25 protein-coding genes and 1 pseudogene are annotated in these 24,300 nt (G+C 66.2%); 12 read left to right on the top strand and 14 right to left on the bottom strand.

All coding sequences use genetic code 11. From position 1 onward, the window contains the following. Nucleotides 1-68: 68 nt before the first annotated feature. The gene (locus H2040_RS09210; protein WP_287156965.1) at nucleotides 69-761 is read right to left on the bottom strand and encodes an SDR family oxidoreductase; all 693 of its coding nucleotides are present in this window, start codon (nucleotides 759-761) and stop codon (nucleotides 69-71) included. Between the two features lie 179 nt (nucleotides 762-940). Here H2040_RS09210 and H2040_RS09205 point away from each other — a divergent pair, with 179 nt between their 5' ends. Both H2040_RS09205 and H2040_RS09200 read left to right on the top strand, forming a co-directional pair. Beyond that, nucleotides 941-5,842 carry an NAD-glutamate dehydrogenase gene (locus tag H2040_RS09205; RefSeq protein WP_287156963.1) on the top strand — a complete coding sequence of 1,634 codons (4,902 nt, stop codon included), beginning with the start codon at nucleotides 941-943 and terminating at the stop codon, nucleotides 5,840-5,842. 57 nt (nucleotides 5,843-5,899) lie between these two features. Then, nucleotides 5,900-6,265, top strand: a complete 366-nt coding sequence (locus tag H2040_RS09200; RefSeq protein WP_022696652.1) for a VOC family protein — start codon at nucleotides 5,900-5,902, stop codon at nucleotides 6,263-6,265. A 7-nt stretch (nucleotides 6,266-6,272) separates the two neighbouring features. On the opposite strand, the gene H2040_RS09195 is transcribed toward H2040_RS09200, so the two are convergent. The 6 genes from H2040_RS09195 to H2040_RS09170 form a co-directional block, all read right to left on the bottom strand. Next, nucleotides 6,273-7,037 (bottom strand): dienelactone hydrolase family protein, encoded by a 765-nt coding sequence (locus tag H2040_RS09195; RefSeq protein ID WP_287156962.1) that lies wholly within the window; start codon nucleotides 7,035-7,037, stop codon nucleotides 6,273-6,275. A gap of 7 nt (nucleotides 7,038-7,044) precedes the next feature. Further along, nucleotides 7,045-8,640 carry a bifunctional phosphoribosylaminoimidazolecarboxamide formyltransferase/IMP cyclohydrolase gene (gene purH, locus H2040_RS09190; RefSeq protein ID WP_287156960.1) on the bottom strand — a complete coding sequence of 532 codons (1,596 nt, stop codon included), beginning with the start codon at nucleotides 8,638-8,640 and terminating at the stop codon, nucleotides 7,045-7,047. Nucleotides 8,641-8,850: 210 nt separating this feature from the next. Then, nucleotides 8,851-10,596 (bottom strand): heparinase II/III family protein, encoded by a 1,746-nt coding sequence (locus H2040_RS09185; protein ID WP_287156958.1) that lies wholly within the window; start codon nucleotides 10,594-10,596, stop codon nucleotides 8,851-8,853. Between the two features lie 21 nt (nucleotides 10,597-10,617). After that, a complete protein-coding gene (gene rpe, locus H2040_RS09180) occupies nucleotides 10,618-11,280 on the bottom strand; it encodes a ribulose-phosphate 3-epimerase (RefSeq protein ID WP_287156956.1) in 663 nt (220 codons plus the stop codon). A 107-nt stretch (nucleotides 11,281-11,387) separates the two neighbouring features. Then, entirely contained in the window at nucleotides 11,388-11,888 is a 501-nt protein-coding gene (locus H2040_RS09175) for a glycine zipper 2TM domain-containing protein (RefSeq protein WP_022698441.1), read from the bottom strand. Between the two features lie 74 nt (nucleotides 11,889-11,962). Further along, nucleotides 11,963-13,294, bottom strand: a complete 1,332-nt coding sequence (locus H2040_RS09170; RefSeq protein WP_287156953.1) for an RsmB/NOP family class I SAM-dependent RNA methyltransferase — start codon at nucleotides 13,292-13,294, stop codon at nucleotides 11,963-11,965. 65 nt (nucleotides 13,295-13,359) lie between these two features. Here H2040_RS09170 and H2040_RS09165 point away from each other — a divergent pair, with 65 nt between their 5' ends. Both H2040_RS09165 and H2040_RS09160 read left to right on the top strand, forming a co-directional pair. Next, nucleotides 13,360-13,551 carry a DUF1674 domain-containing protein gene (locus H2040_RS09165; RefSeq protein WP_022698443.1) on the top strand — a complete coding sequence of 64 codons (192 nt, stop codon included), beginning with the start codon at nucleotides 13,360-13,362 and terminating at the stop codon, nucleotides 13,549-13,551. Nucleotides 13,552-13,674: 123 nt separating this feature from the next. Then, the gene (locus H2040_RS09160; RefSeq protein WP_287156950.1) at nucleotides 13,675-14,781 is read left to right on the top strand and encodes a hypothetical protein; all 1,107 of its coding nucleotides are present in this window, start codon (nucleotides 13,675-13,677) and stop codon (nucleotides 14,779-14,781) included. A 2-nt stretch (nucleotides 14,782-14,783) separates the two neighbouring features. On the opposite strand, the gene pyrF is transcribed toward H2040_RS09160, so the two are convergent. Continuing rightward, nucleotides 14,784-15,476, bottom strand: a complete 693-nt coding sequence (gene pyrF, locus H2040_RS09155) for an orotidine-5'-phosphate decarboxylase (RefSeq protein ID WP_287156948.1) — start codon at nucleotides 15,474-15,476, stop codon at nucleotides 14,784-14,786. Continuing rightward, entirely contained in the window at nucleotides 15,473-16,273 is an 801-nt protein-coding gene (locus tag H2040_RS09150) for an SDR family NAD(P)-dependent oxidoreductase (RefSeq protein ID WP_287156946.1), read from the bottom strand. The genes pyrF and H2040_RS09150 overlap by 4 nt, the downstream gene beginning before the upstream one ends. Before the next feature lie 223 nt (nucleotides 16,274-16,496). Here H2040_RS09150 and H2040_RS09145 point away from each other — a divergent pair, with 223 nt between their 5' ends. Then, nucleotides 16,497-16,772: an usg protein gene (locus H2040_RS09145; RefSeq protein ID WP_287156944.1), complete on the top strand. Its 276-nt coding sequence runs from the start codon at nucleotides 16,497-16,499 to the stop codon at nucleotides 16,770-16,772. 6 nt (nucleotides 16,773-16,778) lie between these two features. On the opposite strand, the gene H2040_RS09140 is transcribed toward H2040_RS09145, so the two are convergent. Continuing rightward, nucleotides 16,779-17,123, bottom strand: a complete 345-nt coding sequence (locus tag H2040_RS09140; RefSeq protein ID WP_287156943.1) for a hypothetical protein — start codon at nucleotides 17,121-17,123, stop codon at nucleotides 16,779-16,781. A 110-nt stretch (nucleotides 17,124-17,233) separates the two neighbouring features. On the opposite strand from H2040_RS09140, the gene H2040_RS09135 reads away from it, so the two are divergent. Next, nucleotides 17,234-17,752 carry a CC0125/CC1285 family lipoprotein gene (locus H2040_RS09135; protein ID WP_287156942.1) on the top strand — a complete coding sequence of 173 codons (519 nt, stop codon included), beginning with the start codon at nucleotides 17,234-17,236 and terminating at the stop codon, nucleotides 17,750-17,752. A 30-nt stretch (nucleotides 17,753-17,782) separates the two neighbouring features. Here H2040_RS09135 and H2040_RS09130 read toward each other — a convergent pair whose 3' ends face one another. Further along, on the bottom strand, nucleotides 17,783-18,562 hold the full coding sequence (locus H2040_RS09130) for an SDR family NAD(P)-dependent oxidoreductase (RefSeq protein ID WP_022698451.1): 780 nt from the start codon (nucleotides 18,560-18,562) through the stop codon (nucleotides 17,783-17,785). 99 nt (nucleotides 18,563-18,661) lie between these two features. Between H2040_RS09130 and H2040_RS09125 the strand changes: the two genes are divergently transcribed. Together H2040_RS09125 and H2040_RS09120 are read left to right on the top strand one after the other, a co-directional pair. Beyond that, nucleotides 18,662-19,060: a YkvA family protein gene (locus H2040_RS09125; protein ID WP_287156940.1), complete on the top strand. Its 399-nt coding sequence runs from the start codon at nucleotides 18,662-18,664 to the stop codon at nucleotides 19,058-19,060. Nucleotides 19,061-19,101: 41 nt separating this feature from the next. Further along, nucleotides 19,102-19,365, top strand: coding sequence for a hypothetical protein (locus tag H2040_RS09120; protein WP_287156938.1), 264 nt, complete (start codon nucleotides 19,102-19,104; stop codon nucleotides 19,363-19,365). Between the two features lie 200 nt (nucleotides 19,366-19,565). On the opposite strand, the gene H2040_RS09115 is transcribed toward H2040_RS09120, so the two are convergent. Then, nucleotides 19,566-20,564, bottom strand: a complete 999-nt coding sequence (locus tag H2040_RS09115) for an NADPH:quinone oxidoreductase family protein (RefSeq protein WP_287156936.1) — start codon at nucleotides 20,562-20,564, stop codon at nucleotides 19,566-19,568. Nucleotides 20,565-20,634: 70 nt separating this feature from the next. Here H2040_RS09115 and H2040_RS09110 point away from each other — a divergent pair, with 70 nt between their 5' ends. Continuing rightward, entirely contained in the window at nucleotides 20,635-21,507 is an 873-nt protein-coding gene (locus H2040_RS09110) for an isoaspartyl peptidase/L-asparaginase family protein (protein WP_022698456.1), read from the top strand. A gap of 9 nt (nucleotides 21,508-21,516) precedes the next feature. Then, nucleotides 21,517-22,071, top strand: a complete 555-nt coding sequence (locus tag H2040_RS09105) for an RNA methyltransferase (protein WP_287156933.1) — start codon at nucleotides 21,517-21,519, stop codon at nucleotides 22,069-22,071. Here the strand turns inward: H2040_RS09105 and H2040_RS09100 are convergent. Together H2040_RS09100 and H2040_RS09095 are read right to left on the bottom strand one after the other, a co-directional pair. Continuing rightward, a complete protein-coding gene (locus H2040_RS09100; protein ID WP_287156932.1) occupies nucleotides 22,068-22,718 on the bottom strand; it encodes a cupin domain-containing protein in 651 nt (216 codons plus the stop codon). The two genes, H2040_RS09105 and H2040_RS09100, sit on opposite strands and share 4 nt — an antisense overlap. 109 nt (nucleotides 22,719-22,827) lie before the next feature. Then, entirely contained in the window at nucleotides 22,828-23,400 is a 573-nt protein-coding gene (locus H2040_RS09095; protein WP_022698459.1) for a sigma-70 family RNA polymerase sigma factor, read from the bottom strand. 116 nt (nucleotides 23,401-23,516) lie between these two features. Between H2040_RS09095 and H2040_RS09090 the strand changes: the two genes are divergently transcribed. Together H2040_RS09090 and H2040_RS09085 are read left to right on the top strand one after the other, a co-directional pair. Beyond that, nucleotides 23,517-24,008: an invasion associated locus B family protein gene (locus H2040_RS09090; protein WP_287156931.1), complete on the top strand. Its 492-nt coding sequence runs from the start codon at nucleotides 23,517-23,519 to the stop codon at nucleotides 24,006-24,008. Nucleotides 24,009-24,084: 76 nt separating this feature from the next. Continuing rightward, a pseudogene (locus H2040_RS09085) lies at nucleotides 24,085-24,300 on the top strand (hypothetical protein); the annotation flags it as partial.

Genomic DNA, 24,300 nt, shown 5'->3' with positions numbered 1-24,300 from the left:
TGTTCATGACGCCGCCGGCTCGCCCTCCCCCTAGAGCCGGCGGCGTTTCCTTTTGAGGATATCAGAATCTACCAGGGCAGCTTTTCGCCGGAATAGCGGATGAATTCGCCGGACCGGTCGATGGTCAGGTTGTCCACGACTTCCTGTTCGCCCTGCACCGATTCCTCCGTGCTGATCTTGGCGTTGGGGCCGCCCATATCGGTCTGCACCCAGCCGGGGTGGAACGCCACGACAGTCACGCCCTTGTCGGCCAGATCGGTGGCCATGGAGCGGGTCACCATGTTCAGCGCCGCCTTGGACGCGCGATAGGCGTAAACCCCGCCCGATCCGTTATCAGCGATAGAGCCCATCTGGCTGGACTGCATGGCGATGATTTTGCGGTCCGATTTCTCGACATGGCCGATCAGGGCCTCCGACAGGCGCAGCGGGCCGGTGACATTGACGTCGAACACCGTGTTCATCGTGTCCGCCGCCGTGCCGAACACCTGGTTGGAGCGGTCGCCCGCCGTGCCGGCGTTATTCCAGAGGATGTCGATCGGCTCATCGATCTCGCCCGCCAGGCGCGCGGCGTCTTCGGGCCTGGACTGGTCGAATTTGTGAACGACGATCTTGCCGCCGGACGCATCGGCGAGGGCCTTGAGTTCATTGGCGCCCTCGGGGTCGCGGCAGCAGGCGTGCACGCGCGCGCCCTTGTCCGCATATTGCCGGACATGCTCAAGGCCGATGCCGCGATTGGCGCCGGTAATCAGGACGGTGGTCATGGCGGTCTCCGTGATTTTCTACGATTAACTGGAATGAATAACGCGCCAGAGACGTAAGAGGCGCTGAGATTTTCGCCAGAGACCTGAAAAATCGGGATGTCTCGCCCCTTGCGCCGCCGCGCACGAAGGCTAGCATCCGCGCCAAGAACAGAACTTGATCAGGGAGGACGCCGTTTAAGATGGAAGCGGTCGTCAGCGCAACGCACGCCTTCAAGGAATCCGATTTCCTGGAGGCCGCCCGTAACAGCGATCTTCAACAGCTCAAGGGCCCGGACGGGCTCGACAAGCTCGCCGAAGCCTTTCTCAAACAGATTCACGAAGACGCCATCGCGGAGGACCTCGAAACCCTCTCGATGGAGGACGTGCTGCATCTGGCGGCCGAGTTCTGGAGCTTCGGCCAGATGCGCAAGCCGGGCGAAGCCCTGATCCGCATCCGGCCCGGCAAGGGCGCGGACGGTCAGCCGATCCGGCGCGATATCCTTGAGATCGTTTCCAATGACCGGCCCTTCATCGTCGACTCGGTGATGTCGGACATCGCCGCAGAGGGGCGCGACGTGCTGGCCATGTTCCACCCCATCGTGGTGGTCAGCCGGTCCGATTCCGGCGAACGCATGAACGGCGCGGAGGCGCGCGCCGAATCCATGATCCAGGTGCATCTGGAGCCGATGGGCGCGGCCGAGCGCAAGGCCGTCATCGAAAGCCTGCACGCCACGCTGGAGGACGTGCGTCTGGCGGTCGAGGACTGGCCCGACATGCTGGGATCCATGGACGCCGCGATTGACGAGCTGGACGCGGCCAAAACCGAGGCCAGCGAGGAGGAGCAATCGGAATGCGTGGCGTTCCTGCGCTGGCTGCGGGACGATAATTTCGCGTTTCTGGGCTGCCGGCAGGTCGCCTTCCTGCGGGATGGCGACGGAAACCTGCTGAACGAGGAGCCCGACACGGTCGAGGGCAGCGAGTACGGCATTCTGCGCGACCAGACGCGCAACGTGCTGCGCCGGGGATCGGAGCCGACCGTGCTGAGCCCGCAGGTGCGGCAATTCCTGAAAGAGCCCGCGCCGCTGATCGTGGCCAAATCCAATATGCGGTCCCGCGTCCATCGTCGGGTCTATATGGATTATATCGGGGTCAAACGCTTCGGCGAGAATGGCGAGGTGACGGGCGAGACGCGGTTTGTCGGCCTGTTCACCGCGGAAGCCTATAACCGCATGGCGCGCGACGTGCCGCTGATCCGCCGCAAGGTGCGCCGGGTGCTGGAGCGCGCGGGCAAGCTGCCGGGCAGCCACAACGCCAAGAAGCTTCAGAACATCGTCGAGAATTATCCGCGGGACGAGCTGTTCCAGACGGACGAGGACGATCTCATGGAGATCAGCCTCGGCATCCTGCATCTGGACGACCGGCCGCGGCCGCGGCTGTTCCTGCGCCGCGACCGGTTCGACCGGTTCATCTCCGCCCTCGTCTTCATTCCGCGCGAACGCTACAACACCCGCCTGCGCGAACAGGTGGGGGAGATGCTGCGCGCCGAATATGACGGACGGCTTTCGGCCTTCTACCCGCAGTTCGGCGACAGCGCGCTGGCGCGGGTGCATTTCATCATCGGCCTGAACCCGTTCGAGCATCCCGAACCGGACGTGCGCGACCTTGAGCGCAAGATTTCCGAACTGGCGCGAACCTGGGAAGACGATTTCGAGGCGCATGCGCGCGAACACGCCATTGATGACGTGCGCGCCGTCGCCGACCTCTATACCGAAGGCTTCACGGCCGGATACCGCGAGCGGTTCACGCCGGAAGAGGCGCTGGACGATGTGGAGAAGATCGAGGCGCTGGGCCCCAAGCCCGATATCCAGGTGCGCGCCTGGCGGCGGGCGGGCGACGAGCCGGACGTCCTGCGCTTCAAGCTGTATCACGCGGCCGATCCGCTGCCGCTGTCCAAGGTGATGCCGATTCTGGAGCATCTGGGCGTCGACGTGATCTGGGAGGCCGGATACCGCGCCAACCGGCGCGGCGAGGACGCTGCGGACGAGACGGTCTGGATCCATGATTTCGAGATGCGCGCCCCGGCCGGGGCCGATCCGGAGGATTTCGACACCCGCGCCCTGTTCGAGGACGCCTTCGTCGCCGCATGGACGGGCCAGAACGAATCCGACGGTTTCAATCCGCTGATCCTGAAGCTGGGCGTGCCGTGGCGCGATGCGGCCTTCCTGCGCGCCTGCGCGCGCTTCCGCCGCCAGACGGGCGCCGATGTCTCGCAGGCGGTGCAGGAACAGACGCTGGTCCAGAACCCGGACATTGCGCGCCTGCTGCTGAAGCTGCGCAATGCGCGCTTCGATCCCGATTTCGAGGGCGATATGGATATCCGCGCCGCGCGGGCGCAGGAAATCGACGCGGAGATCGAGGCCGCGCTGGTCAATGTCTCCAGCCTGGACCATGACCGCGTGTCGCGCCGTCTGCGCGACCTTCTTAAAGCGACGTTGCGGACCAATTTCTACCAGCGGGACGATGACGGAAATCCGCTGACCCAGATCTCGCTGAAGATCGATTCCAAGGCCGCCGGCGGCCTGCCCGATCCCAAACCCTATCGCGAGATTTTCGTCTGGGCGCCGCATGTCGAAGGCGTGCATCTGCGCTTTGGCCCGGTGGCGCGCGGCGGGCTGCGCTGGTCGGACCGCCGTGACGATTTCCGCACCGAGGTGCTGGGCCTTGTGAAGGCGCAGCAGGTGAAGAACGCGGTGATCGTGCCGGTCGGCTCCAAGGGCGGCTTTTACCCCAAGCGCCTGCCGTTCGACGCAGGGCGCGACGCGATCTTCGAGGAAGGCAAGCGGGCCTATAAATCCTTCATTCGCGGTCTTCTCGACATCACCGACAACATTGTCGACGACCGCGTGGTGCACCCGAAACAGACCGTCATCTGGGACGGCGAGGACCCGTATCTGGTCGTCGCCGCCGACAAGGGCACGGCGACCTTCTCCGACATGGCCAATGGCGTGGCGGCCGATTACGATTTCTGGCTGGGCGACGCCTTCGCCTCCGGCGGCTCGGTCGGTTACGACCACAAGGCCATGGGCATCACCGCCCGCGGCGGCTGGGAGGCGGTGAAGCGGCATTTCCGCGAGCTGGGCAAGGATATCCAGAGCGAGCCGTTCACGGTCATCGGCATCGGCGACATGTCGGGCGACGTGTTCGGCAACGGCATGTTGCTGTCCGACCAGATTCGCCTGATCGCCGCCTTCGACCATCGCGACATCTTCATCGACCCCGACCCCGATCCGGCGAAGTCCCACGCCGAGCGCAAGCGCCTGTTCGAACAGGCCCGCAGCTCCTGGCAGGACTATGACGCTTCCCTGATCTCGAAGGGCGGGGGAATATTCTCCCGCGGCGCTAAGTCGGTGACGCTGACCCCGGAAATTCAGGCGATCACCGGGCTGAAAGACGAGACCGTCACGCCGAACGAACTGATGCACGCGCTTTTGAAGGCGCAATGCGAGCTAATGTGGTTCGGCGGCATCGGCACCTATGTGAAAGCGGATTCGCAGCAGAACTGGGAAGTCGGCGACAAGGCCAATGACGCGATCCGCGTGAATGGAAGCGAGGTCGGCGCCAAGGTGATCGGCGAGGGCGCCAATCTGGGCGTGACGCAGCTGGGCCGGATCGAATTCGCCCGGGCGGGCGGCAAGATCAACACCGACGCGGTGGACAACTCCGCCGGGGTGGATTGCTCCGACCACGAGGTGAACATCAAGATCCTGCTGAACGGCGCGATGCGCGGCGGCAGCCTGAAGGCCGAAGACCGCAACGCGCTGCTGGCGAAGATGACCGATGACGTCTCCCGGCACGTTCTGGCGCATAATTATCATCAGACTCTGGCCATCTCGATCGCCGAGGCGACGGCCTATGAAGATCTGGACGCGCATGAGCGCATGATGGTGCGGCTGGAGGAGGAAGGCCGTCTGGACCGCGTGGTCGAGAACCTGCCCTCCACCGAAATCCTCAAGGAGCTGCGCGAGGATAATCGCGGCCTGACGCGGCCCGAGATCGCGGTGCTGCTGGCCTATGCCAAGCTGACCCTGTTTGACGATCTGGTGGCTTCGTCCGTGCCGGACGACCCGCATTTCGACATGCTTCTGGAAGGCTATTTCCCGCACCAGCTGGACAAGTTTGACGAGGAAATGCACGGCCACCGCCTGAAGCGGGAGATCATCTCGACCGTGCTGGCGAACCAGATGTGCGATCTGGGCGGGCCGACCTTCCTGAACCGGGCGCGGGAAACGACCGGCGCCAGCGTCGGCGATATCGCGCGTGCGTTCGAATGCGCCCGCCGCATCTTCCGCTATACGGAGCTGAGCGCCGATATCAACGCGCTGGACAACAAGGCCCCGGCGGCCATGCAGATCGAACTGCACCGTGAGACGATGCAGCTGCTGCGCCGCCAGACCTACTGGCTTACCCGCCGGGTGCGGGGCGTGGGCGGGGGCGATGCGCGGCCCGTGCAGGAAATGATCGCGGCCTACCAGCCGGGCGTGGACGCGCTGAAGTCGGCGACCAGCGACATGCTGTCCCCGTTCCAGCGCAAGCGCCTGAACGACCGCGAGGACGCCTGGGTGAAACAGGGCGCGCCGCGCGAACTGGCCCATGACGTGGCGCAACTGGCGCCGCTGACCTCGGCCAGCGACATCATCGACCTGGCCCATGACGCGGGCTGGCCGCTGGAAAATGTCGCTTGGGTCTATCACCGCGTGGCCGGCCGGTTCGATTTCGACCGCCTGCGCGTTTCCGCCCTGAAACTGACCAGCCCGCAGCACTGGGACCGGCTGGCGGCGCGGCGTCTGGTGGAGGAGCTATACAGCGCGCACCAGAAGCTGGTGGCCTCCATCCTGACCTATGGCGCGGACCGCAAGGACGAGACGCCGGACGCGGACTGGACCAAGTCTCTGGTCGATGCGTGGCTGGCCGAAAACGGCCACGAGTCGGCGCGGGCGGACCTGGCGCTGAAGGAGCTGAAGGCCGGATCCAACTGGACCCTGTCCAAGCTGGCCATCGCCAACACCTATCTCCGCGAGTTCTCGGAAGTCGTGAAGCCGTAAGAAAATCGCGCCGGGGAGTCGAAATTGGCTTTCCGGCGCGTCTTTACGGCGCCTAGAATGGCGCGCATGGGAAATCCGGTTGTTCATTTTGAGGTCGGCTGCCGCGACAAGGATCGCTCGGCGAAGTTCTTTTCCGATTGTTTCGGGTGGGAGGCCGGCCCCTATCACGACCTCGCCAAGTCCCTGACCCCGGGCGGGGACAGCATTGACGGCCATGTCACCGCGCTCGGCCATGAACCCCACAATTATGTGCTGTTCTATATCGAGGTCGAGGATATCGCGGCCGCGCTGGAAAAGGTGACGGCCGAGGGCGGCGCAGCGCATATCGGGCCGCTGGAAATCCCCGGCGATGGCCGCAGCTTTGCCTGGTTCAAGGATCCGGACGGCAACATGCTGGGCCTGATCACGCCGAAAGCGGACTAGCCGCGCCCTAGCGCGTCAGCGTCTCTTCCAGAAAATCTGTAAATCGCGCGCGGTTCTCCGCCGTGGCTTCCGCATTGTATTCGAACCCGATGCCGGTCGGTTCGGGATCGTCGAAGGCGTGGGTGGCGTTTGGGACGGAGACGATATCCGCCCCGCTGGCCGACAGGGCGTCGCGGCAGGCGGCGCTGTCCCCGACATAATCGTCCTCCGGCACGACGGCGAGGATGGGCGCGCCGTTCGCGGCGTGCTTGCCCGGCCAGCGCGCGGGAAAGCGGCAATAGGGATAGACCAGGAAGGCGGCGTCCACGCCCTCGGCCTCCACCGGGCGCCGGGTCAGCGCCTCCGCCGCCGCCCAGGCGCCGTGCGACCAGCCGGCCAGCGCCACGCGGGACGTATCCAGCCGCGCATCCGGGAGATTGTCGAGCAATACGGCGATGTCATGGGCGCGCTGGTCGCCATGCAGGCGGAAGCCCGTGCAGACCGTTGTGACCGCGCGCAGGCGGCCGATGCCGCGCGGGGCGAAACTGTCCATCACCACCGCCGCCGCGCCGCCGCGATTTGCGGCCTCGGCATAGTCTTCCATGAAGGGGCGCGGCCCGCCGCAGCCATGCATCAGCACCGCGACCGGGAACGGGCCTTCGCCCTCCGGGTAATGGATCGTGACGCCGTCCTGAAGCGCGGCCCAGTCCACCCGCTCCGGCGGCGCGGCCGCCCATGTCAGCAGGACGATCAGCGCGACGACGATGACGGGGAAGAGGACGCGGCGCGCCATGACCGCCCTAGTGCCGGAAGTGGCGAACGCCGGTGAAGGCCATGGTCAGGTCGTGCTCGTCCGCGGCGGCGATGACTTCCTCGTCGCGGATGGAGCCGCCCGGCTGGATGATCGCCGTCGCCCCCGCCTCGGCGGCCTGCAACAGGCCGTCCGCGAACGGGAAGAAGGCGTCGGAGGCGCAGGCCGAACCCTTGGCCAGCGATTCCGGCTTTTCAGCCATCTCCGCGGCCTCGGCGGCCCGCATGGCGGCGATGCGCGCCGAATCCTTGCGGTTCATCTGGCCCGCGCCGATGCCCGCCGTCTGGCCGTCCTTCGCATAGACGATGGCGTTGGATTTGACGTGCTTGCCCACGGTGAAGGCGAACAGCATGTCGGCCACTTCCTGATCGGTCGGCTGGCGCCTGGTGACGATGTTCAGGTCGTCCGCCGTGATGCGCCGCGCGTCACGGCCCTGGACCAGCATGCCGCCGGCGACATTGCGGAAGGAGAGCCCGTCGCTGCGCGGGTCCGGCATGCCGCCGGTCAGAAGCAGACGCAGGTTTTTCTTGCCGGCGAAGATTTTCATCGCCGCTTCGTCCGCGCCCGGCGCGATGACGACCTCGGTAAACACCTTCACGATTTCCGCCGCCGTCTCGCCGTCCAGCGGCATGTTGGCGGCCACGATGCCGCCAAAGGCGGAGACGGGGTCGCATTCCAGCGCCCGGCGATAGGCCTCGATCTGGCTCTTGCCGACCGCCACGCCGCACGGATTGGCGTGCTTGATGATGGCGATGGCCGGACCGTCCGCAGGATCGAATTCGGCCGCCAGCTCGAACGCCGCGTCCGTGTCGTTGATATTGTTGTAGCTGAGTTCCTTGCCCTGGACCTGTTCGGCCGTCGCCACGCCCGGGCGGTTGGAGCCGTCGGTGTAGAAGGCCGCCGACTGATGCGGGTTTTCGCCATAGCGCATCGTCTGTTTCAGGGAGCCGCCGAACGCGCGATAGGCCGGGGCGTCGTCGCCCAGCTCCTTCGCGAACCAGTTGGAGATTGCGGCGTCATAGGCCGCCGTGCGGGCATAGGCGCGGGCGGCCAGCTTCTGGCGCGTCTCATAGGTGGTCGCGCCGTCCTGTTCCTTCATCTCGGCCAGCGTTTCCTCGATGGCCTCGGAATCGACGCAGACCGCGACATGGGCGTGGTTCTTGGCGGCGGCGCGGATCATCGCGGGGCCGCCGATATCGATATTCTCGATGGCGTCGTCATAGTCCGCGCCGCGCGCGATCGTCGCCTCGAACGGGTAGAGATTGACCCACAGCAGGTCGATGCCGGAGATGCCGTGCTCCTCCATCGCCGCCGTGTGCGCCTCAAGATCGCGGCGGGCCAGCAGGCCGCCATGCACGCCCGGATGCAGCGTCTTCACCCGCCCGTCCATCATCTCCGGATAATGGGTCAGTTCGGACACGTCGCGCACCGGCAGCCCGGCCTCTTTCAGCGCCTTCGCCGTGCCCCCGGTGGAGACCAGCTCGACCCCCATCTCGTTCAGGGCGGTGGCCCGCTCGACCAGCTTGTCCTTGTCGGAAACGGAAATCAGGGCGCGGCATACGCGGACGGAATCGGACGCGGACATGGCGGAAAGGCCTCTTCTTCAATGACGATGCGAGATTGGCGGCTCGCCTAGCATGGGGTTGGGTGTTGGGGAAGGCGGCGTGTGTTCTTCTCCCGCACGCGGGGGAAGTGTCGGGCGCGTAGCGTCCGGACGATGGGGTCAGTTTGACGTTCGCGCCGCCCCCTCAGTCAGCTTCGCTGACAGCTCCCCCGTAAACAGGGGAGCAATTCCTTATTCCTCCGCCCCTTGCCGTTGCAGCGCCCATCTTACGCAGACCAGCGACTGGCCCTTTTCGGCCTTTCGGGGGATGACGCCGTAAATGACGAGCTGCTCGCTGCGCGCGGGCGGGGCGCCGGCGGCGAGAAAGGCGGAGCGTTCGATGCGGATCGGCGGGTGGTCGGTGCGGAAGCGCCAGCCATCGCCGCGCGCGGTGGCGAGGATCGCGCTGGCCCCGTCGCGGGAGATCGAGGCCTTCACGCCCGGCGGCAGGTGGAAGCGGATGGCGAAGCTGAGCGTCTCTGTGCGGGTCTTGGTCTGTGAGCCAGGCGCGGGCACGTCCAGCGTATCCTCGCCCCGCAAATCATTGCCGTCGGCGCTCAAATAAAGCCGCCGCCGGTGGATCAGCCCGAAATCCTTGAGATAGCCGTCATGGGCGCCGTCCAGCCACGCCCCGGCCTCTTCCTCCCGCGCCTTGGCGGAGAGGGAATTGGAGCCGATCTTCAGCTTCGGCCCGGCAATGGCCCGGCCCGGTCCCGGCGGGACGAGGCGGGAGGACGAGGTCTCCGCCACGGTCAGGGTGGAGTGCGCGGCGGTGGAGCGCACCGGCTCCCGCCAGGCGGCGGGCTGATCCGGCGACCAGCCGCAATTGACGATCAGGCGCTGGCCCTGCGCCGAAAACTCGAAGGACAGCGCCCCGCCATGCGCCTGATCGGAGAAGGCGGCGGGCGGCGAGGCCCCGCCATCCATGATGACGATGGCGTCATGGGCGCGGGCGCGCAGGAACTTGGCGTGCGGGGCGACAGCGAAAATGCGCTTGGGCGGTTCGTCGCGGGCCAGCGCGTCCTCGATGGTCGCGCGGTCGCCCGCCCCGCCGCCATTGAAGGCGGCCAGACCGCCATCGGCGTGGCGGAAGAAATGCAGGGCCGGACCCAGCCGCGCCAGCGCGCGGGCCACGCCCTCCGGCGGGTCCATGTCGCGCTGAAACAGCGCGTCCTCCAGCAGCGACAGCTCGATCATCGCCTCCAGCGTCGCCTCAGGCGAGCGGGAGGCGTGGACGCCGTCTTCCAGGATCTGATTGTCCAGCTCCTCGCCCAACAGGTCGAACAGGCGGGTCTGGCGGCGCTGCGGCCAGTCGAGACAGACCGAGGCCAGAGCGGCGGAGGCGCGGGCGATCAGGCGCGGCAGGCCGTCCGCCGTCTCGCCGCCGGACCGCGCCACGTGACGGGCCTGCGAGGCCAGCGTGTAGAAACGGCGGGAGCGGCGAACGGAGTCCTCGTCCGCGAACAGGTCCCGCGCGGCGACCAGCCAGTTGCGCAGGCGTTCGGCCGACAGGCCCGGCGACCAGGCGAACACATTGAAGCCGCGGCCGAACTCGTCGATCCACAGATCGGTCAGGCGGCGCGCTTCCTTGCGGGCGGCGGGATCCTGCACCGCCAGAAGATCGCGCATCCATTCAAAGGCGTGCAGGCGCTCGGCAAAGCGGCGGGACGGGGTGGAAACCGCCCACGGGTCGCCGCCCTCCCCGACATTCAGCTCAAGGCCCGCCAGCTGGAAACGTCCTTCCAGAATCGCCTGCCCGGCTTCCGGGTCGGCGGGGCGCAGATGGCGCGGGCGGGCTTTCAGGGTGTCGGGAACCGTGCCGCGCAGCACCAGACGCTGATAAAGCGGCAAGGCGCGCCATTCCTCCATCACCAGACGCGCCACGCCACGGGAAATGGCGTTGAGATAGGCGCGCGGTCCGGTCAGGCGCGCTGGCATGGGCGGTCCCCCTAAGGCGCTTCAGGAATCACCGCGAAGCGCGGCAATATTCTCAGCGTAACGCGATGAACCGCCCGAAAATACGGCAGTGCCCGCCACAAGCGCAGTGGCACCTGCGGACAGGGCGCGCGGCGCGGTTTCCGCGTTTACCCCGCCATCGACTTCCAGCTCGATATCCGCGCCGGCGCGGTCGATCACGCCGCGCAGCGTCTCGATCTTCTTCAGCTGGCTGTCGATGAAGCTCTGGCCGCCAAAGCCAGGATTGACGCTCATCACCAGCACCAGGTCGATATCGCCCAGCACGGTTTCCACCACGCTGGCCGGAGTGGCGGGGTTCAGCACAACGCCGGCCTTCTTGCCCAGTCCGCGAATGGTCTGGAGCGAGCGGTGCAAATGCGGACCGGATTCGGGATGCACGCTGATGATGTCGGCCCCGGCTTCGGCGAAAGCCTCCAGATAGGGGTCGGCCGGTTCGATCATCAAATGAACGTCGAACGGCTTGTCCGTCACCTTGCGGATCGCCTTCACGACGCCCGGCCCGATCGTGATGTTCGGCACGAAATGCCCGTCCATCACATCGACATGGATCCAGTCGGCGCCGGCGGCGTCGATCGCGGCGACCTCCTCGCCCAGGCGGGCGAAGTCGGCCGAAAGGATGGATGGGGAGATTTTGACTGAGGACATTATGTGAAAGCGCATAGCAATACGCCCGCCCCCTTAGCAAGCGGGAGCGGGCGTGATCGCAGCCCCTCAGCCGCGCGGGCTGGAGGTTATGTCAGTGGGCGATGCGCCTAGTAGCGATAGCCCGCGCCGCCGGTCTGCGGATAGACCCGCGCGTTCGCGCCGGTTTCCACGAAGACCCGCGTGCCGACCGGGATCGGCTGCTGGCCGCCCTGGGCGACGGTGACCAGATCGCGGTTATCCAGTTCGACGGTGTAGGCGAAGCCGGTGCCGGAATAGGCCTGCTTCTGCACTTCGCGGCCGATCAGCGCGCCGGCGACAGCGCCGAGCACGCCGCCCGCGATGCGGCCTTCAGTATCGCCGCCAAGGGCCGCGCCGCCCACGGCGCCGACAGCGGCGCCGGCGGCCGTGCCGCCTTTAAGCTCGCCCTGTTCGAAACGGACCGGGCGATAGCCCACCACGGTGCCGGATTCGGTATAGGCGGCGACGCCCGCTTCAGCCTGGCCGTACGTGGTCGGGCCATAGGTCGTGCCGCAGGCCGTCAGGCCCAGCGTGCTGGCGGTCGCCAGAACCGCGATAGCGGCTTTCGTCCGGGTGTTGAATTTGATCATGTCTGAAGCCTCCTCAAGGCTAAAACTCCGCCACGGTCTGCGGGCGGTTCGGGCGTTTTGATAACAGGACTGACTTAAACGCCGGCTGAACGGGATTTGTTCATTCGGGCCGCGAAAAAACCGTCCATGCCGCCGCGCTTAGCCCAGAAATCTGGCCGCGTGCGCACCCAGCCGTCCAGCGTCACCGCCTCATCCGGCAGGCCCAGCCCGGACGCATCCGCGGCGGCGGTCTGGAATTCCGGGTGTTCGGCCAGGAAGGCGCGGACAATCGCCTCGCCCTCGTCGGGCTGAAGGGAGCAGGTGCAATAGACCAGCGACCCGCCGGGCGCGACCAGCGCCGCCGCGTGGCGGATCATGGCGGTCTGGGTCCGCGCCAGCGCCGCCACGTCCTCCGGCGATTTTGACCAGGCGACATCGGGGGACCGGCGCAGCGTGCCGGTCGCCGTGCAGGGCGCGTCCAGCAGCACCGCATCGAACAGCGCGCCGTCGGGCGGCGTCCATTTCGCGGCGTCCGCCTTGACCAGCGCCGCCGACAGCCCCGTCCGGGCAAGGTTTTCCTCCACACGCTTCAGCCGGCTTTCGGACCGGTCCAGCGCCGTGATGTCCGCCCCGGCGGCGGCCAGCTGCATGGTCTTGCCGCCCGGCGCGGCGCAGAGATCCAGCGCGCGCTTGCCCGTCAGATCGCCCAACAGACGCGCCGGGATGGCCGCGGCGGCGTCCTGTACCCACCAGGCGCCGTCGGCGAAACCCTCAAGCCGCGTCAGGTCGCGCGGCGCGCGGGCAAGGCGCAGCGAGCCGGTGGGCAGGCATTCGGCGTCCAGCGCGGTGGCGCGTTGCGCCGCCTCGGCCGGGTCTTTCAGGGTCAGGTCCAGCGGCGGCTCGCCCATCCAGCTTTCGGCCAGGCCCGGCATCGCCTCTTCGCCATAGGCGTCGGTCCATCCGACCATCAGCCAGACCGGCAGGTTCGTTTCCACCGGCGCCAGATGGCTCAAGGAGTCCGCGTTCTGGCCCACCTTGCGCAGCACCGCATTGGCCAGGCTCTTGTAACGCTCCGTCTCCTTGCGTTCGCCCATCAGGGTCACGGTCGCGCCGACGGCGGCGTGGGGCGGGGTCTCCAGAAAGATCATCTGGGCGGCGGCGGTCTCCAGCAGCGCCATGGCGTGGATGGCGTTGTCGGGCAGCGGGCGCTCCAGAAACTCCGAAAGCGCGGCGCCGATCTGGCCCTTGCGGCGCAGCGCGGTGGCGGCGATCAGCCGGGCGAAGGCGCGGTCGCGCGGGTCCAGCCGCTTGAAGTCGGGCTGGCTGGCCAGAGTCTGGTCCAGCGGACGTCCGCGCTGCAGCGTTTCGGCATAGGCGCGCGCGGCGGCGCGGCGGGCGGGAAGGCCGGTTTCCGGGCTGTCTTGCATGATTTGACGCGCTAGCACGGCGCGCGGCGCTTTGACAGAGGCGTGAGATGCGCCATTTAGGGTGCATGAGTAATGCGCCAGACCGTCAGGCCCGGATCGAGGACGCCGCGAAACGCGCGCTTGCCGAGGCCAAAGCCCGCCGCGCCGAGTATGACCGCCGCGCCAATGAGCGGCCCGCCGAGCTGGGCGGCCCCAAGGGCGAAGAACCCACGCGCTACGGCGACTGGGAAAAGGACGGCGTCGCCAGCGATTTCTAGGCGTCGTCATTCAAGCGCGCGGGGAATGCGGACTCGCGTGATGCGCTAGATCGCTTTTCCGTCATGCTTAATCGCTGTTAACCTTTTGCGTCGCCGCCTGTTTTGCAGAAGGTTCAATTTGAGATGCTGCGCGCGCTCCTGATCGCCGGTTCCGCCGGCGCCGCTCTTTTCGCCGTTCCCGCCAACGCCCAACAGGTCTGCCTCAGCGGCGGTCCGGACGGATCGCGGTCCGTGACGTGCGGGCCGGCTTTCTCCGGGCTGGATGCGCGCGGGCGGACCGAGCTGGATTCCCGGTATGTCCGCAGCACGACCGCCGCCGCGCCGGCCGGACGCATCACGTCCAGCGCCTATGCGGATGCGCCGCGTCGGAATATCCGTTCCTATTCGGACGGGCCGGACGCGCGCTTTGTCAGCTCGACCTCTTATGGCGGAGGCTATGGCCGAGCGGACGCCGAACTTCTGGGCGGTCCGGCGCGCTATGACGCCGGGGTTTCCTATGGATACCGCGATCAGCGCCAAAGCGGTTATTACGATTATGATGACCGTTATGCCGAGCCGGCGCGCTTTACCGCCGCCTATCGCCATGACGCCGATCCCTATTACGGGCAGGGCTATTATGGCCGCGACTATTATGAACCGGAATTCCGCGCCAGCGGACGCGCCGGGTATTACGGGTCTGACTACCGGTATGACCAGCGCCGCATCTATGGCGGCGCGTATGTGAATACGAATACGTATTCACAATACAGGGCGTATGATGATTATCGCCGGCTTTCTCCGGGCCGCTCCTACCCGTACGGACATGAATATCGCGGGGGCGATGTCCGGTATGGCGGTCAGGCGGCGGGCTGCGCCGCCCATCACTACAGCGCCCAGTATGTCGATTCCTGCCAGATCGCCCGGGATCACCGGTCGGTCGAGGTGGTCCGCGCGCGGCATTATGAGCCGCGGCGCGGAATCCATCTGGGGTCGCTGGCGCTGACGGGCGGCGTCGGTTACGCCGACGGGGGAAGCTATGGCGGCGGGGGCGGCGGCGTTGTCATCGTCGACAATCGCTCACGCTTCTCCGGCCTGGCGGGCAGCCGCGCCAGCGCTTCGGCCAGCGCCACGGCGCGGGCCAATGCATCCATCAGCGTCCGCCAGAGTTTCCGCGGCGGCTATCGCGGCGGGCACAAGGGCGGCGGCAAAGGCTGCGGGGGTTGTGGCTATGGCGGCGGCAAGGGCCACTAGGTTCAGGCCGCTTTCATCTCCGCCACGATCGCCTCGGCGGCGGCTTTCGGATCATTGGCGCCGGTAATGGCGCGGCCGATCACCAGGTGCGTGGCGCCGGCTTTCAGCGCGCTTTCCGGGGTGGCGACGCGCTTCTGATCGTCGGAGGAGGCCCCGGCGGGGCGAATTCCGGGGGTTACGATCAGGAAATCGTCGGGCGTGCGGGCGCGGATTTCCTCCGCCTCGTGCGCGCTGGCGACGATTCCGTCCATTCCGGCCTCCACGGCCTGATCGACGCGGCGCAGGACCAGATCCTTCGCGGTGCGCTGATAGCCGATTTCGGCCAGCGCGGCGTCGTCATAGGAGGTGAGGACGGTGACGCCCAGCAGCTTCAGATCACTGTCGCCGCGCCCTTTCACGGCGGCCTTCATGGCTTCCGGCTCGGCGTGAACGGTCAGGAGGTCGGCGCCGATTCCGGCCAGCGAGCGCGTGGCTTTCTCCACGGTGGCGGCGATATCCAGCAGTTTGAAGTCCAGAAAGACCGATTTTCCCTGCGCTTTCAGCTCTTGGGCCAGCGCCATGCCGCCAATCGGAATGAGCTGGAGGCCGATTTTATGAAAGCTGACGGCCTCCCCGACCGCGTCCGCCATGGCGCGGGCTTCGTCCACGCCGGGCAGGTCAAGGGCAAGGATCAGGCGGGAATCGGCTTGGTTCATGAGGCGTCTCTTATCTTTTCGGACTGTTTGGCCATGATCCCCAGCGCCCAGATTTCCGGCAGGACGCGGGAGAGCGTGGTGATCACCTTGTTATGGAAGCCGGGCACGCGCATCGGGACATTGTTCTCCACCGCGTCATAGCCGGATTCGACCACCGCTTCCGCGCTTTGCCACATCCAGCCGCCGGTCTTTGAAACCATTTCGCGGGTATTATTGACGTCGTGGAACTCGGAATAAGTAAATCCCGGCGACAGGGCGGTCACGTGGACGCCGTATCGGGCGTTCTCCAGATGCAGGGACTGGCTGGTCTTGATCAGAAACGCCTTCGAGGCGCCGTAAAGCGTGTGGCCGCGCGCGCCGGGAACATAGCCCGCGACCGAGCAGACATTGATGATCCGGCCGAATTTGCGCTCCTGCATGCCCGGCAGGACGAGGCGGATCAGGTGCGCCGGGGCGGTCATCATCAGCTGGATGAAGTCAGCATGGGTGCGCCAGGGGGCGGATGTGAACACGCCGGGCAGGCCATAACCGGCATTATTGACCAGCGCATCGACATGGCGGCCCTGGTGTTCGATCGCCTCGACAATGTTTTCCGGGGCGCGGCTGTCCGAAAGATCGGCGGAGATGGTCAGGACATCGATGTCGTGCTGGGCCGTCAGCTCTTTCGCCAGCGCCTCAAGGCGGTCCTTCCGGCGGGCGGTCAGGGCCAGATCCCAGCCCTCTTCGGCGTATTTCCGGGCGAAAGCGGCCCCGATTCCGGCCGATGCGCCCGTAATCAGGCAGAGTTTCCGGCTCATTCAACGTCCCCGTCGCTTCGATTTTGTATCGCGAATGACTTGGTAGAGGGCAAACCGGCCCGCCTGCAAGCGCGCAAGGCGCGCCGGCGAGGGCGGGCGTTCACCTTCTTTTCACCCGGAATGGCGCAGGCTTTTACCCGCGTAGGGACGATCAGGCCCGGCGCCGCAAAAGAAACCCGTCCTGCGCGGCGCCCGGATTGAGAAAACGGGAAGGAGCCGCGCCATGGATGACACGCTCTGCGAAATGGAGCTGAAACTGAAGGGCTACCGCCTGACCACGGCGGAAATCCTCTATTACATGCCGGACCATCCGGACCTGCTGCAGAGTTTCCTGTGGCAGACCTATGACCTCGCGCCGAAATTCCCGCGCGTGCACAAATTCCTGATCTTCTGGAAAGACGAGATCGAGGCCGCGATCCATTCGGTGCGCCTGGCCTCTTCAGCCCTGATCAAGCCCAGCGAATTCCGGCCCGTGGACGGGGAATTCAGGCTGCACTAGCGAAGGTCAGCCCTCCGGCGCGGCGGCGTCCTCGCTGCATTTCTTCTCCACCGCCTCGGCATGTTCATAGGCGATGGCGAAGGCGTCGGCGACCTCGCCCGGCGTATAGCCGAGGGAGTCGGCGTGCTGCAGCGCCTCGGGCAGGGCCTGGGCGTAGTCCTGACGGTCCAGGAAGGGCGTCATTTCAGCGAACAGGATCAGCTCCCGGTCGGAGAGCTTGTCGCGCGCGACTTCCATGCCGCAGACGCATTCGGTCTTCGTGCCGCCCTGCTTCTCGCAGGCCTCCAGCAGCATGGTCTGCGCCTCGGCGGCGTCGGCGACGAGAAGGGCGGCGGCCAGTGCGATAAACATAGGTAAAGCCTTTTTGGCGAAAGGGTGCGTCGTTTGCGCCTTTAAGGCCACGCAATTGCGGCCCATATTAGGCGTAGAGGGGCATGCACATGCAACGAGGAAACACTGTCATGCTGATACGAGCCGCGATTGCGGGCGCGCTGCTGGCCGGACTGGCCGCCTGCGCCACGCCAACGCCTTACCAGCCGGCCATCGACACGCCTTACGGCTTTGCCGAACAGCGGATCGAGCCGGACCGCTACCGGGTCACATTCTCCGGCAACACGATCACCGACCGGGAAACGGTCGAGAATTATCTGTTGCTGCGCGCCGCCGAGCTGACCCTGCAACAGGGCCATGAGTATTTCCGCGTGGTGACGCGGGATACCGACGCCGAAACCCGGCAATACGCGACTTCCGCCTATCCGGGCTACGGGTTCAACGCGCATTACCGCTATTACCACCCGCGTTATGGCTGGTACGGCCCGTATTCGCCCTTCTTCAATGATGTCGAAGTGCGCGAATCCACACGCTATCAGGCGATTGCGGAGATCAAGTTCGGCCCCGGCCCGTATCCGGACGCGGCGAACGTGTTCAATGCGCGCGAAGTGGCGCGGAACCTGTCGCAGGTGCAGCGCCCGGTCTATTAAGGCCGGACGCTTCGAGCCTTGTCGCCCCGCCTAGCGCGGGGGCATGCGGGAGCCGGAGTCGAGACGGATCGACTCGGCGTTGAGATAGGCGTTGCGGACCATTTCCACGACCAGCGAGGCGTATTCGTCCGGACGGCCGAAACGCTGCGGGAAGACGGTCTGGGCTTGCAGCGCCTGTTTCACTTCCGGCGGCAGCTGGTCATAGATCGGGGTTTCGAAGAAGCCGGGCAGAATGGTGTTCACACGGATGCCTTCGCGGGCGAGATCGCGCGCCATCGGCAGGGTCATGCCGACAATGCCGCCCTTGGAGGCGGAATAGGCGACCTGGCCGATCTGCCCGTCCTCGGCCGCGACGGAGGCGGTGTGAACGATCACGCCGCGCTCGCCATTGTCGTCCGGCTCGTTGTTGAGCATCCCCTCGGCGGAACGGGAGGCGACGAGGAAAGAGCCGATCAGGTTGATATTGACGACTTTCTTGAAGGCGTCGGCGTTATGCACGCGCAGATCGCCTTCCTTGCCGCGGCCGGCGGTCTTTTCCGCCCAGCCAATGCCGGCGCAGTTGACGGTGACGCGTTCCTGGCCGTGAGCCTCGCGGGCCTTCTTGAGGCCGGCTTCGATGCTGTCGAGGCTGGAGACGTCCACCTTGCAGAAAACGCCGCCGAGTTCGCCGGCCACCTTTTCGCCCTGCTCCTCGTTAAGATCGAAAAGGGCGACTTTCGCGCCATTGGCCGCAAGCGCGCGGGCCGTGGCTTCGCCGAGACCGGAAGCGCCGCCGGTGACAATGGCGGCAAAGGAGCTGTCGAGCTTCATGAAATAAGTCCTCTCATCTGCAATGATTGTGATCGGGGCGCGCAGCGCCCATTTATGTGAGCCAGTTGGACAATGTCTTCGCCAAGCGAAATAGACGATATGCACGTTGAAACAAAGGACCAGACCGCCGATGCGGCGTTTTACCCGCCCGTGAAGGTCGATGAACCGGAACGGAAGCTGGAGCGGTTCTGGCCGAAATTCTGGCGCAATGTCGGGAAGATTCCGTTTTCCGAAGACCTCGCCGCGGCCTGGTATTGCTATCGCGATCCCAGGACCCCGGCGCGGGTCAAGGGCGTGCTGGCCGGGGCGCTGGCCTATTTCGTGATCCCGACCGATGCGCTGCCCGACATGATCGTGGGGCTGGGCTTCACCGATGACGCCACGGTGCTGGCCATGACGGTCGGCATGGTCTCGGCCCATATCAAGGACATTCACCGCGCCGCGGCCCGCGCGCTGTTGAAGAAGCCGGCGCCGAGCACCGAGCCCATCGAGCTCTAGACGCTTTGCGTCGGGGCCATGCGCGCGCTTTTATAGGCGCGATGGCGTTCGATTCGACCCTTCTCGACGAAATTGACGCGGCGCTGCGCGCCGGAACCGCGGACGACCGCTGGAGCGCCTGGTCATGGACGCAAGGCGAGCCCGAGCGCGTGGATATCTGGCGCGGCGGCCGCATCGCGCATCTGTCGCTGATCCGCGAGGGCGAGGCTTTCGCCCTGATGGACGCCGAGGGCCGCGAATGGTGGCGCGGCCGGGACATGACCGACATGGCCGAGGCGGCGAGAAGGGTGCTGCTGGAGAGTTAGTCCCCTCGCCCCTGTGAAGGGGAGAGGGCTTGAGCGCCCAATCTTTTAATTGGCCGCGCGAAAGGGTGAGGGGAAGGCTCGCAGAAGCTCTCTGGTTCAACGCGCCCCCTCACCCATTCCGTCAGCCAAATCCTCTTCCGAGAATTTGGGACGTCATTGCCCTCTTCCCCTCTCGGGGGCGAGGGGACTCAAACCGTTTTTTACGTGCAATCCAGAACCAGCTTGCCGGTGGCGGTGCGGTCCGCCAGCGCCTGTAGCGCTTTTCCGGCGTCTTCGAGCTTGTAGGTCTGGCTGATGCGGGGGCGGATTTTGCCTTCGCCGTAGAGCTGGAAGAGGGCTTTGAGGTTTTCCTTGTGGGCTTCGGGTTCGCGGCCCGTATGGGCGCCCCAGAAAACGCCGACCAGGTCCGCGCCCTTAAGCAGCGGCAGGTTCAGCGGGATTTTCGGGATGCCGGCGGGGAAGCCGATGACGAGATAACGGCCCTTCCAGTTGATCGAGCGGAAAGCGGGTTCGGCGTAATCGCCGCCCACCGGGTCATAGATCACGTCCGGGCCTTCGCCGCCGCAGGCCTCCTTGATGGCGGCTGAAAACGCCTTCTGGGCGTCGCGGTCCAGTTCGCCCTTGGGATAGACCAGCGTCTCATCCGCGCCGAATTCCTTGGCGATCTTCGCCTTCTCCTCGCTGGAAACGCCGGCGACGACTTTTGCGCCCATCGCCTTGCCAAGCTCGATCGCCGCCGAGCCGACGCCGCCGGTGGCGCCGAGTATGAAGAGGGTCTCGCCTTCCTTCAGGTCGCCGCGCTGGGCGAGGCCGTGGCGGGTGGTGCCATAGGTCAGCAGGAAGCCCGCCGCTTCGTCGAACGGCATATTGTCCGGGATCTTGATGGCGGTGTTGGCCGGGACGACGGCGCGCGTGGCGTAGCCGCCATTGAGCATCATCGCCAGGACGCGGTCGCCCTCTTTCAGATTATCCACGCCCTCGCCGACGGATTCGACGACGCCGGAAACCTCGCCGCCGGGGGCGAAGGGGCGCTCGGGCTTGAACTGATACATGTCGGCGATGATCAGCAGGTCCGGGAAATTCACGCCCGCGGCGTGGATGCGGATGGCGACTTCGCCGGCGCCGGGGGACTTGTCCTCCTGCTCGGTCAGGGCGAGGCTGTCAGGGCCTCCGGGCTGGGTGCTTAGCATCGCTTTCATTACGGTTCGCCTTCCTTATGGTGCGCGGCATTCAATTTCTTTCGGACGCTATGGAAAAGGGATTTCGCCGATGGCGCAATCTGTTGCTTCGATCGCACTGCATGGCGGGGCCGGCCCGGACCCGTCGAAAAACTACGACAAACACGAAGCGCATCTGCGCGAACTGGCGCGAGACGCCCACAAACGCCTTCTGGACGGCGAATCCGCAATGGACGCGATTGTCTGGGCGGTGAAGCAGCTGGAGGATTCCGGCCTTTATATCGCCGGGCGCGGTTCCAGCCCGAACGCCAATGGCGAATATGAGCTGGACGCTTCGCTGATGGACGGGTTCACGCGCCGCGCCGGCGCGGTGGCCGCGATGCGCGGGTTCCGCTCGCCGGTGGAGGCGGCGCGGGCCGTCATGCGGGAAACCCCGCATGTCATGCTGGTCGGCGCGGGGGCGGAGGAATTTGCCCGCGCGCAGGGGCTGGAGCGCGTGGACGATCCGGCGGATTACTACAAGCCGGCCTCCGACAAGAAGCTGGCCACCGGCGAGCTGGGCCACGGCACGGTGGGCGCCGTGGCGATGGACGCCGAAGGCCATCTGGCGGCGGCGACCTCGACCGGCGGGGTGATCAACAAGATGCCGGGCCGGGTTGGCGATTCCCCGGTGATCGGGGCCGGCACATGGGCGGACAAGCGCGTGGCGGTTTCCTGCACCGGGCAGGGCGAGTTTTTCATGCGCGCCGCGGCGGCGGCGGACGTGTCCGCGCGCATCCGCTATGGCGGGCAGGACGTGGAAGAGGCGACGCTGGGCGCGCTGCAGGACATGAAACGGCAGGGCGGCGATGGCGGCATGATCGCCATTGACGGCCGGGGCCGCGTGGTCATGCCGTTCTCCTCATCCGGCCTCAAGCGCGCCTGCGTCCACAAGGACGGGCGCGTCGAATCCGGGGTGTTCTAGGGAAACGGCATGGCGGAATACGGCATCAAGCCGGCGCGCGGATGGTTCGCCGTGGGCGCGGAGGGCATCTCCAAGCCGATGAATTACGGCGCCATCATGCGCACCGCCCACGCCTTCGGGGCCAGCTTCATGTTCACCATCGGCGCCCATCACCGGGTGCGCGAGGTGCAGTTTGCCGATACGTCAAAGACCGATCAGTCCGTGCCGTGCTTTTCCTATGAAACGCTGGGCGATCTGACGCTTCCGCAGGGCACGCAGCTGGTGGGGGTGGAGCTGACGGCGGATTCCATCGACCTGCCGACCTTCCGGCATCCGCGCATGGCGGCCTATGTGCTGGGCCGCGAGAAAGGCTCTCTTTCGGAAGAGATGCAGGCGGCCTGCGATTTCATCGTGAAAATCCCCACGCGATTCTGCGTCAATGTCGGCTACGCGACCGCGATCACGCTTTATGACCGCACGCTGGTCATGGGCGGGTGGCCGGACCGGCCCGTAAAGCCGGGCGGGGCGGAGCTGGGCGATCCCAATGAGTGGAAACGGCCGGGACGGCCGGACGCCAACGCCTAGCGGAACCCGAAAATCTTCTGCAGCAGGCCGGCGACGCCGTGATATTTCAGCGGCGCTTCCGTCACGGCATAGACCAGCACGTCTTCCTCGCCATCGGCGCGGGGGGCGTGAACGGTTTCGCCATCGGCGATAACCATGTCGCCGCGGCCATAGACCTTGCCGTCCTGCAGGAATTCGCCTTGCAGGCAGAGCGTGTATTCGCGGCCCGAGTGGCCGTGAGCGGGCACGCTGACGCCGGATTTTACGTGGATCAGCTCCGCGGTCAGGTCGCCATCGCGCATCAGTTCAAGGCGGCGCACGCCCTTCATCGGGCTTTTCCAGCCACGGCCCGAGGCCGCTTCGATGGCGTGATCCAGAATGGGTTCGGGAACGGCGGCCAGTTCCGCCAGACGCTGCCCGGCCTGACGGGCGGCGCGGGCGGCAGGGTCCATCGGAGTTTCGCGGATGCTGGAAAGCGCGGTGTCCAGGGCATTATTTTTCATCGGCGCGGGGTCTTCGGATTCCAGCCACGCGCCGCCCGCCGCGGCCGCAATCTCGCTGTCGCGCGCGCGCTCGCCATCGATGGCGTCCTGCGCCTCGACCATCAATCGCAATGCCGGGTGAAGCACGCCGGCTGCGTAATCGGCGGTCATCTGGTCCCTGTTCATCCGTTCTCTCTCACATCCTGCAAACGGACGGTTTCCCCAAACCGCGCCGAAAGTCCCTTATGGAACTGATATTGTCCGCTTCTCTTACGATTCAAATAAGCCAACCGGATCACAGCCCCGCTTCATCCAGCGCAGCGCGCAGCTTATCAAAGGCCAAGCGAAAGCGGGATTTCACCGTGCCAAGGGGAATCTGGCGGGTTTCCGCGATCTCCGACTGGCTGAGCCCTTCATAGAAAGCCAGACGCATCGTCTCCTGCTGGTCCTGCGGCAATTCGCCCAGCGCCCGGCGGATAATGGCGTCCCGCTGGCCGCCTTCAAGGGCGCGGTCCGGCGCCATTTCAGCCGGCGGGTGAAAGAACGGGTCGTCGGGATCCAGCTCCGGGCGGTTGCCGCGGCGCAGCTGGTCGATACGGCGGTTGCGGGCGATGCGGAAAATCCAGGTGGAAACGGCGCCGGCTTCGGGCTTGTAGCTGCGGGCCTTGCGCCAGACCGTGGTCATCACCTCCTGGGCGATTTCCTCGGCGGCCTCGTCCGCCGCGCCCTCGCGCATCAGATAGGATTTCAGGCGCGGCGCGAAAAAGGCGAACAGCCGCGCAAAGGCGTCTTCGTCCTGCGCTTCGGCGATGGCGCGCATCCATTCGGCCTGGGCCGCCCGGTCCGCGCCCGGGTCAGGGTCTTGCAAGACTGTTTTATTCACCCGCGCCCGCTCGCCGCCGTGTGGAAAGGTGATATAATCGCCGCCTGGTATTCACGGTTCCTTTTTTGCGGCACGGCGCGCGAAAACGAAAGGGATAGGGCATGGTCAGGAACAGTCTCGTAATTGCTGCTGCGGTGCTGGCGGCGGCGCCTGCGCTGGGCGCGCCGGTCAAGGAAGCGACGTTCGGCGACTGGAGCGTCTATCGCGCCAGCGAGGCGGGACGCGAAGTCTGCTACGCCGTCACCGCGCCGCTGGACGCCGCGCCCAAGGCGTTCAATCACGGCGATGTGTTCATGATCGTGTCCAGCTGGAAGGGCGCGGGCGCGGTGGAGCCGAGCTTCCACGCCGGCTATCCGCTGAAGCCGTCACGCGCCCCGGAAATGAAGGTGGCCTATAGCGCCTTCGACAGCTTCGCCGACGAGAACGAGGCCTTCATCGCCGACCGCGGCGAGGAGCGCCAGCTGGTCGAATCCATGAAAGATGGCGCAACCATGCGCGTGGAGGCCACCGCCGAGGATGGCGGGTTCGCGGCCTATGAATTCTCGCTGTCGGGCGTCACGGCGGCGATCAACCGGATCGGCTCCAGCTGCTGATCGGGCGGCGCTGAAACAATCAGCGCAAATTCGTTAGGTGATCGGGCGGCGCCCCTGTTCCTATAGTGGGCCGGCGATGCGTCTCCCCCCGTCCGTTGCCGGCTATTTCGTCAAGTTGCCGCCCGGGCAGCGCCTGGCCTGGCTGCTGGGCGCGTCCGCCCTGTTGCATGTGCTGGCGTTTCAACTGGCCGGACTGCTGCCCGAGCGCCGGGTGCGCGCGCCGGAGCGGCCGATCCCGGTGACGCTGGTTCCGGCCCCGCCGCGCGAGGCCCCGCCCGCCGCCGTTCCAGAC

The organism is Euryhalocaulis sp. (genome assembly GCF_013911995.1).
GTDB classification, from domain to species: Bacteria; Pseudomonadota; Alphaproteobacteria; order Caulobacterales; family Maricaulaceae; genus Euryhalocaulis; species Euryhalocaulis caribicus.
This window is presented reverse-complemented; position numbering and strand designations above follow the sequence as displayed.

Excerpts from the sequence above, each read along its gene's own strand:
- H2040_RS09200 (WP_022696652.1), top strand. The coding sequence starts at position 5,900 with ATGGCGCGCATGGGAAATCCGGTTGTTCATTTTGAGGTCGGCTGCCGC.
- H2040_RS09110 (WP_022698456.1), top strand. The coding sequence starts at position 20,635 with ATGGCGCAATCTGTTGCTTCGATCGCACTGCATGGCGGGGCCGGCCCG.
- H2040_RS09100 (WP_287156932.1), bottom strand. The coding sequence starts at position 22,718 with ATGAACAGGGACCAGATGACCGCCGATTACGCAGCCGGCGTGCTTCAC.
- H2040_RS09090 (WP_287156931.1), top strand. The coding sequence starts at position 23,517 with ATGGTCAGGAACAGTCTCGTAATTGCTGCTGCGGTGCTGGCGGCGGCG.
- H2040_RS09125 (WP_287156940.1), top strand. The coding sequence starts at position 18,662 with ATGCACGTTGAAACAAAGGACCAGACCGCCGATGCGGCGTTTTACCCG.
- pyrF (WP_287156948.1), bottom strand. The coding sequence starts at position 15,476 with ATGAACCAAGCCGATTCCCGCCTGATCCTTGCCCTTGACCTGCCCGGC.
- H2040_RS09175 (WP_022698441.1), bottom strand. The coding sequence starts at position 11,888 with ATGATCAAATTCAACACCCGGACGAAAGCCGCTATCGCGGTTCTGGCG.
- H2040_RS09195 (WP_287156962.1), bottom strand. The coding sequence starts at position 7,037 with ATGGCGCGCCGCGTCCTCTTCCCCGTCATCGTCGTCGCGCTGATCGTC.
- H2040_RS09160 (WP_287156950.1), top strand. The coding sequence starts at position 13,675 with ATGCTGCGCGCGCTCCTGATCGCCGGTTCCGCCGGCGCCGCTCTTTTC.
- H2040_RS09120 (WP_287156938.1), top strand. The coding sequence starts at position 19,102 with ATGGCGTTCGATTCGACCCTTCTCGACGAAATTGACGCGGCGCTGCGC.
- H2040_RS09115 (WP_287156936.1), bottom strand. The coding sequence starts at position 20,564 with ATGAAAGCGATGCTAAGCACCCAGCCCGGAGGCCCTGACAGCCTCGCC.
- H2040_RS09140 (WP_287156943.1), bottom strand. The coding sequence starts at position 17,123 with ATGTTTATCGCACTGGCCGCCGCCCTTCTCGTCGCCGACGCCGCCGAG.
- H2040_RS09145 (WP_287156944.1), top strand. The coding sequence starts at position 16,497 with ATGGATGACACGCTCTGCGAAATGGAGCTGAAACTGAAGGGCTACCGC.
- H2040_RS09135 (WP_287156942.1), top strand. The coding sequence starts at position 17,234 with ATGCTGATACGAGCCGCGATTGCGGGCGCGCTGCTGGCCGGACTGGCC.
- H2040_RS09210 (WP_287156965.1), bottom strand. The coding sequence starts at position 761 with ATGACCACCGTCCTGATTACCGGCGCCAATCGCGGCATCGGCCTTGAG.
- H2040_RS09185 (WP_287156958.1), bottom strand. The coding sequence starts at position 10,596 with ATGCCAGCGCGCCTGACCGGACCGCGCGCCTATCTCAACGCCATTTCC.
- H2040_RS09130 (WP_022698451.1), bottom strand. The coding sequence starts at position 18,562 with ATGAAGCTCGACAGCTCCTTTGCCGCCATTGTCACCGGCGGCGCTTCC.
- H2040_RS09150 (WP_287156946.1), bottom strand. The coding sequence starts at position 16,273 with ATGAGCCGGAAACTCTGCCTGATTACGGGCGCATCGGCCGGAATCGGG.
- H2040_RS09105 (WP_287156933.1), top strand. The coding sequence starts at position 21,517 with ATGGCGGAATACGGCATCAAGCCGGCGCGCGGATGGTTCGCCGTGGGC.
- H2040_RS09205 (WP_287156963.1), top strand. The coding sequence starts at position 941 with ATGGAAGCGGTCGTCAGCGCAACGCACGCCTTCAAGGAATCCGATTTC.
- rpe (WP_287156956.1), bottom strand. The coding sequence starts at position 11,280 with ATGTCCTCAGTCAAAATCTCCCCATCCATCCTTTCGGCCGACTTCGCC.
- H2040_RS09170 (WP_287156953.1), bottom strand. The coding sequence starts at position 13,294 with ATGCAAGACAGCCCGGAAACCGGCCTTCCCGCCCGCCGCGCCGCCGCG.
- H2040_RS09165 (WP_022698443.1), top strand. The coding sequence starts at position 13,360 with ATGAGTAATGCGCCAGACCGTCAGGCCCGGATCGAGGACGCCGCGAAA.
- purH (WP_287156960.1), bottom strand. The coding sequence starts at position 8,640 with ATGTCCGCGTCCGATTCCGTCCGCGTATGCCGCGCCCTGATTTCCGTT.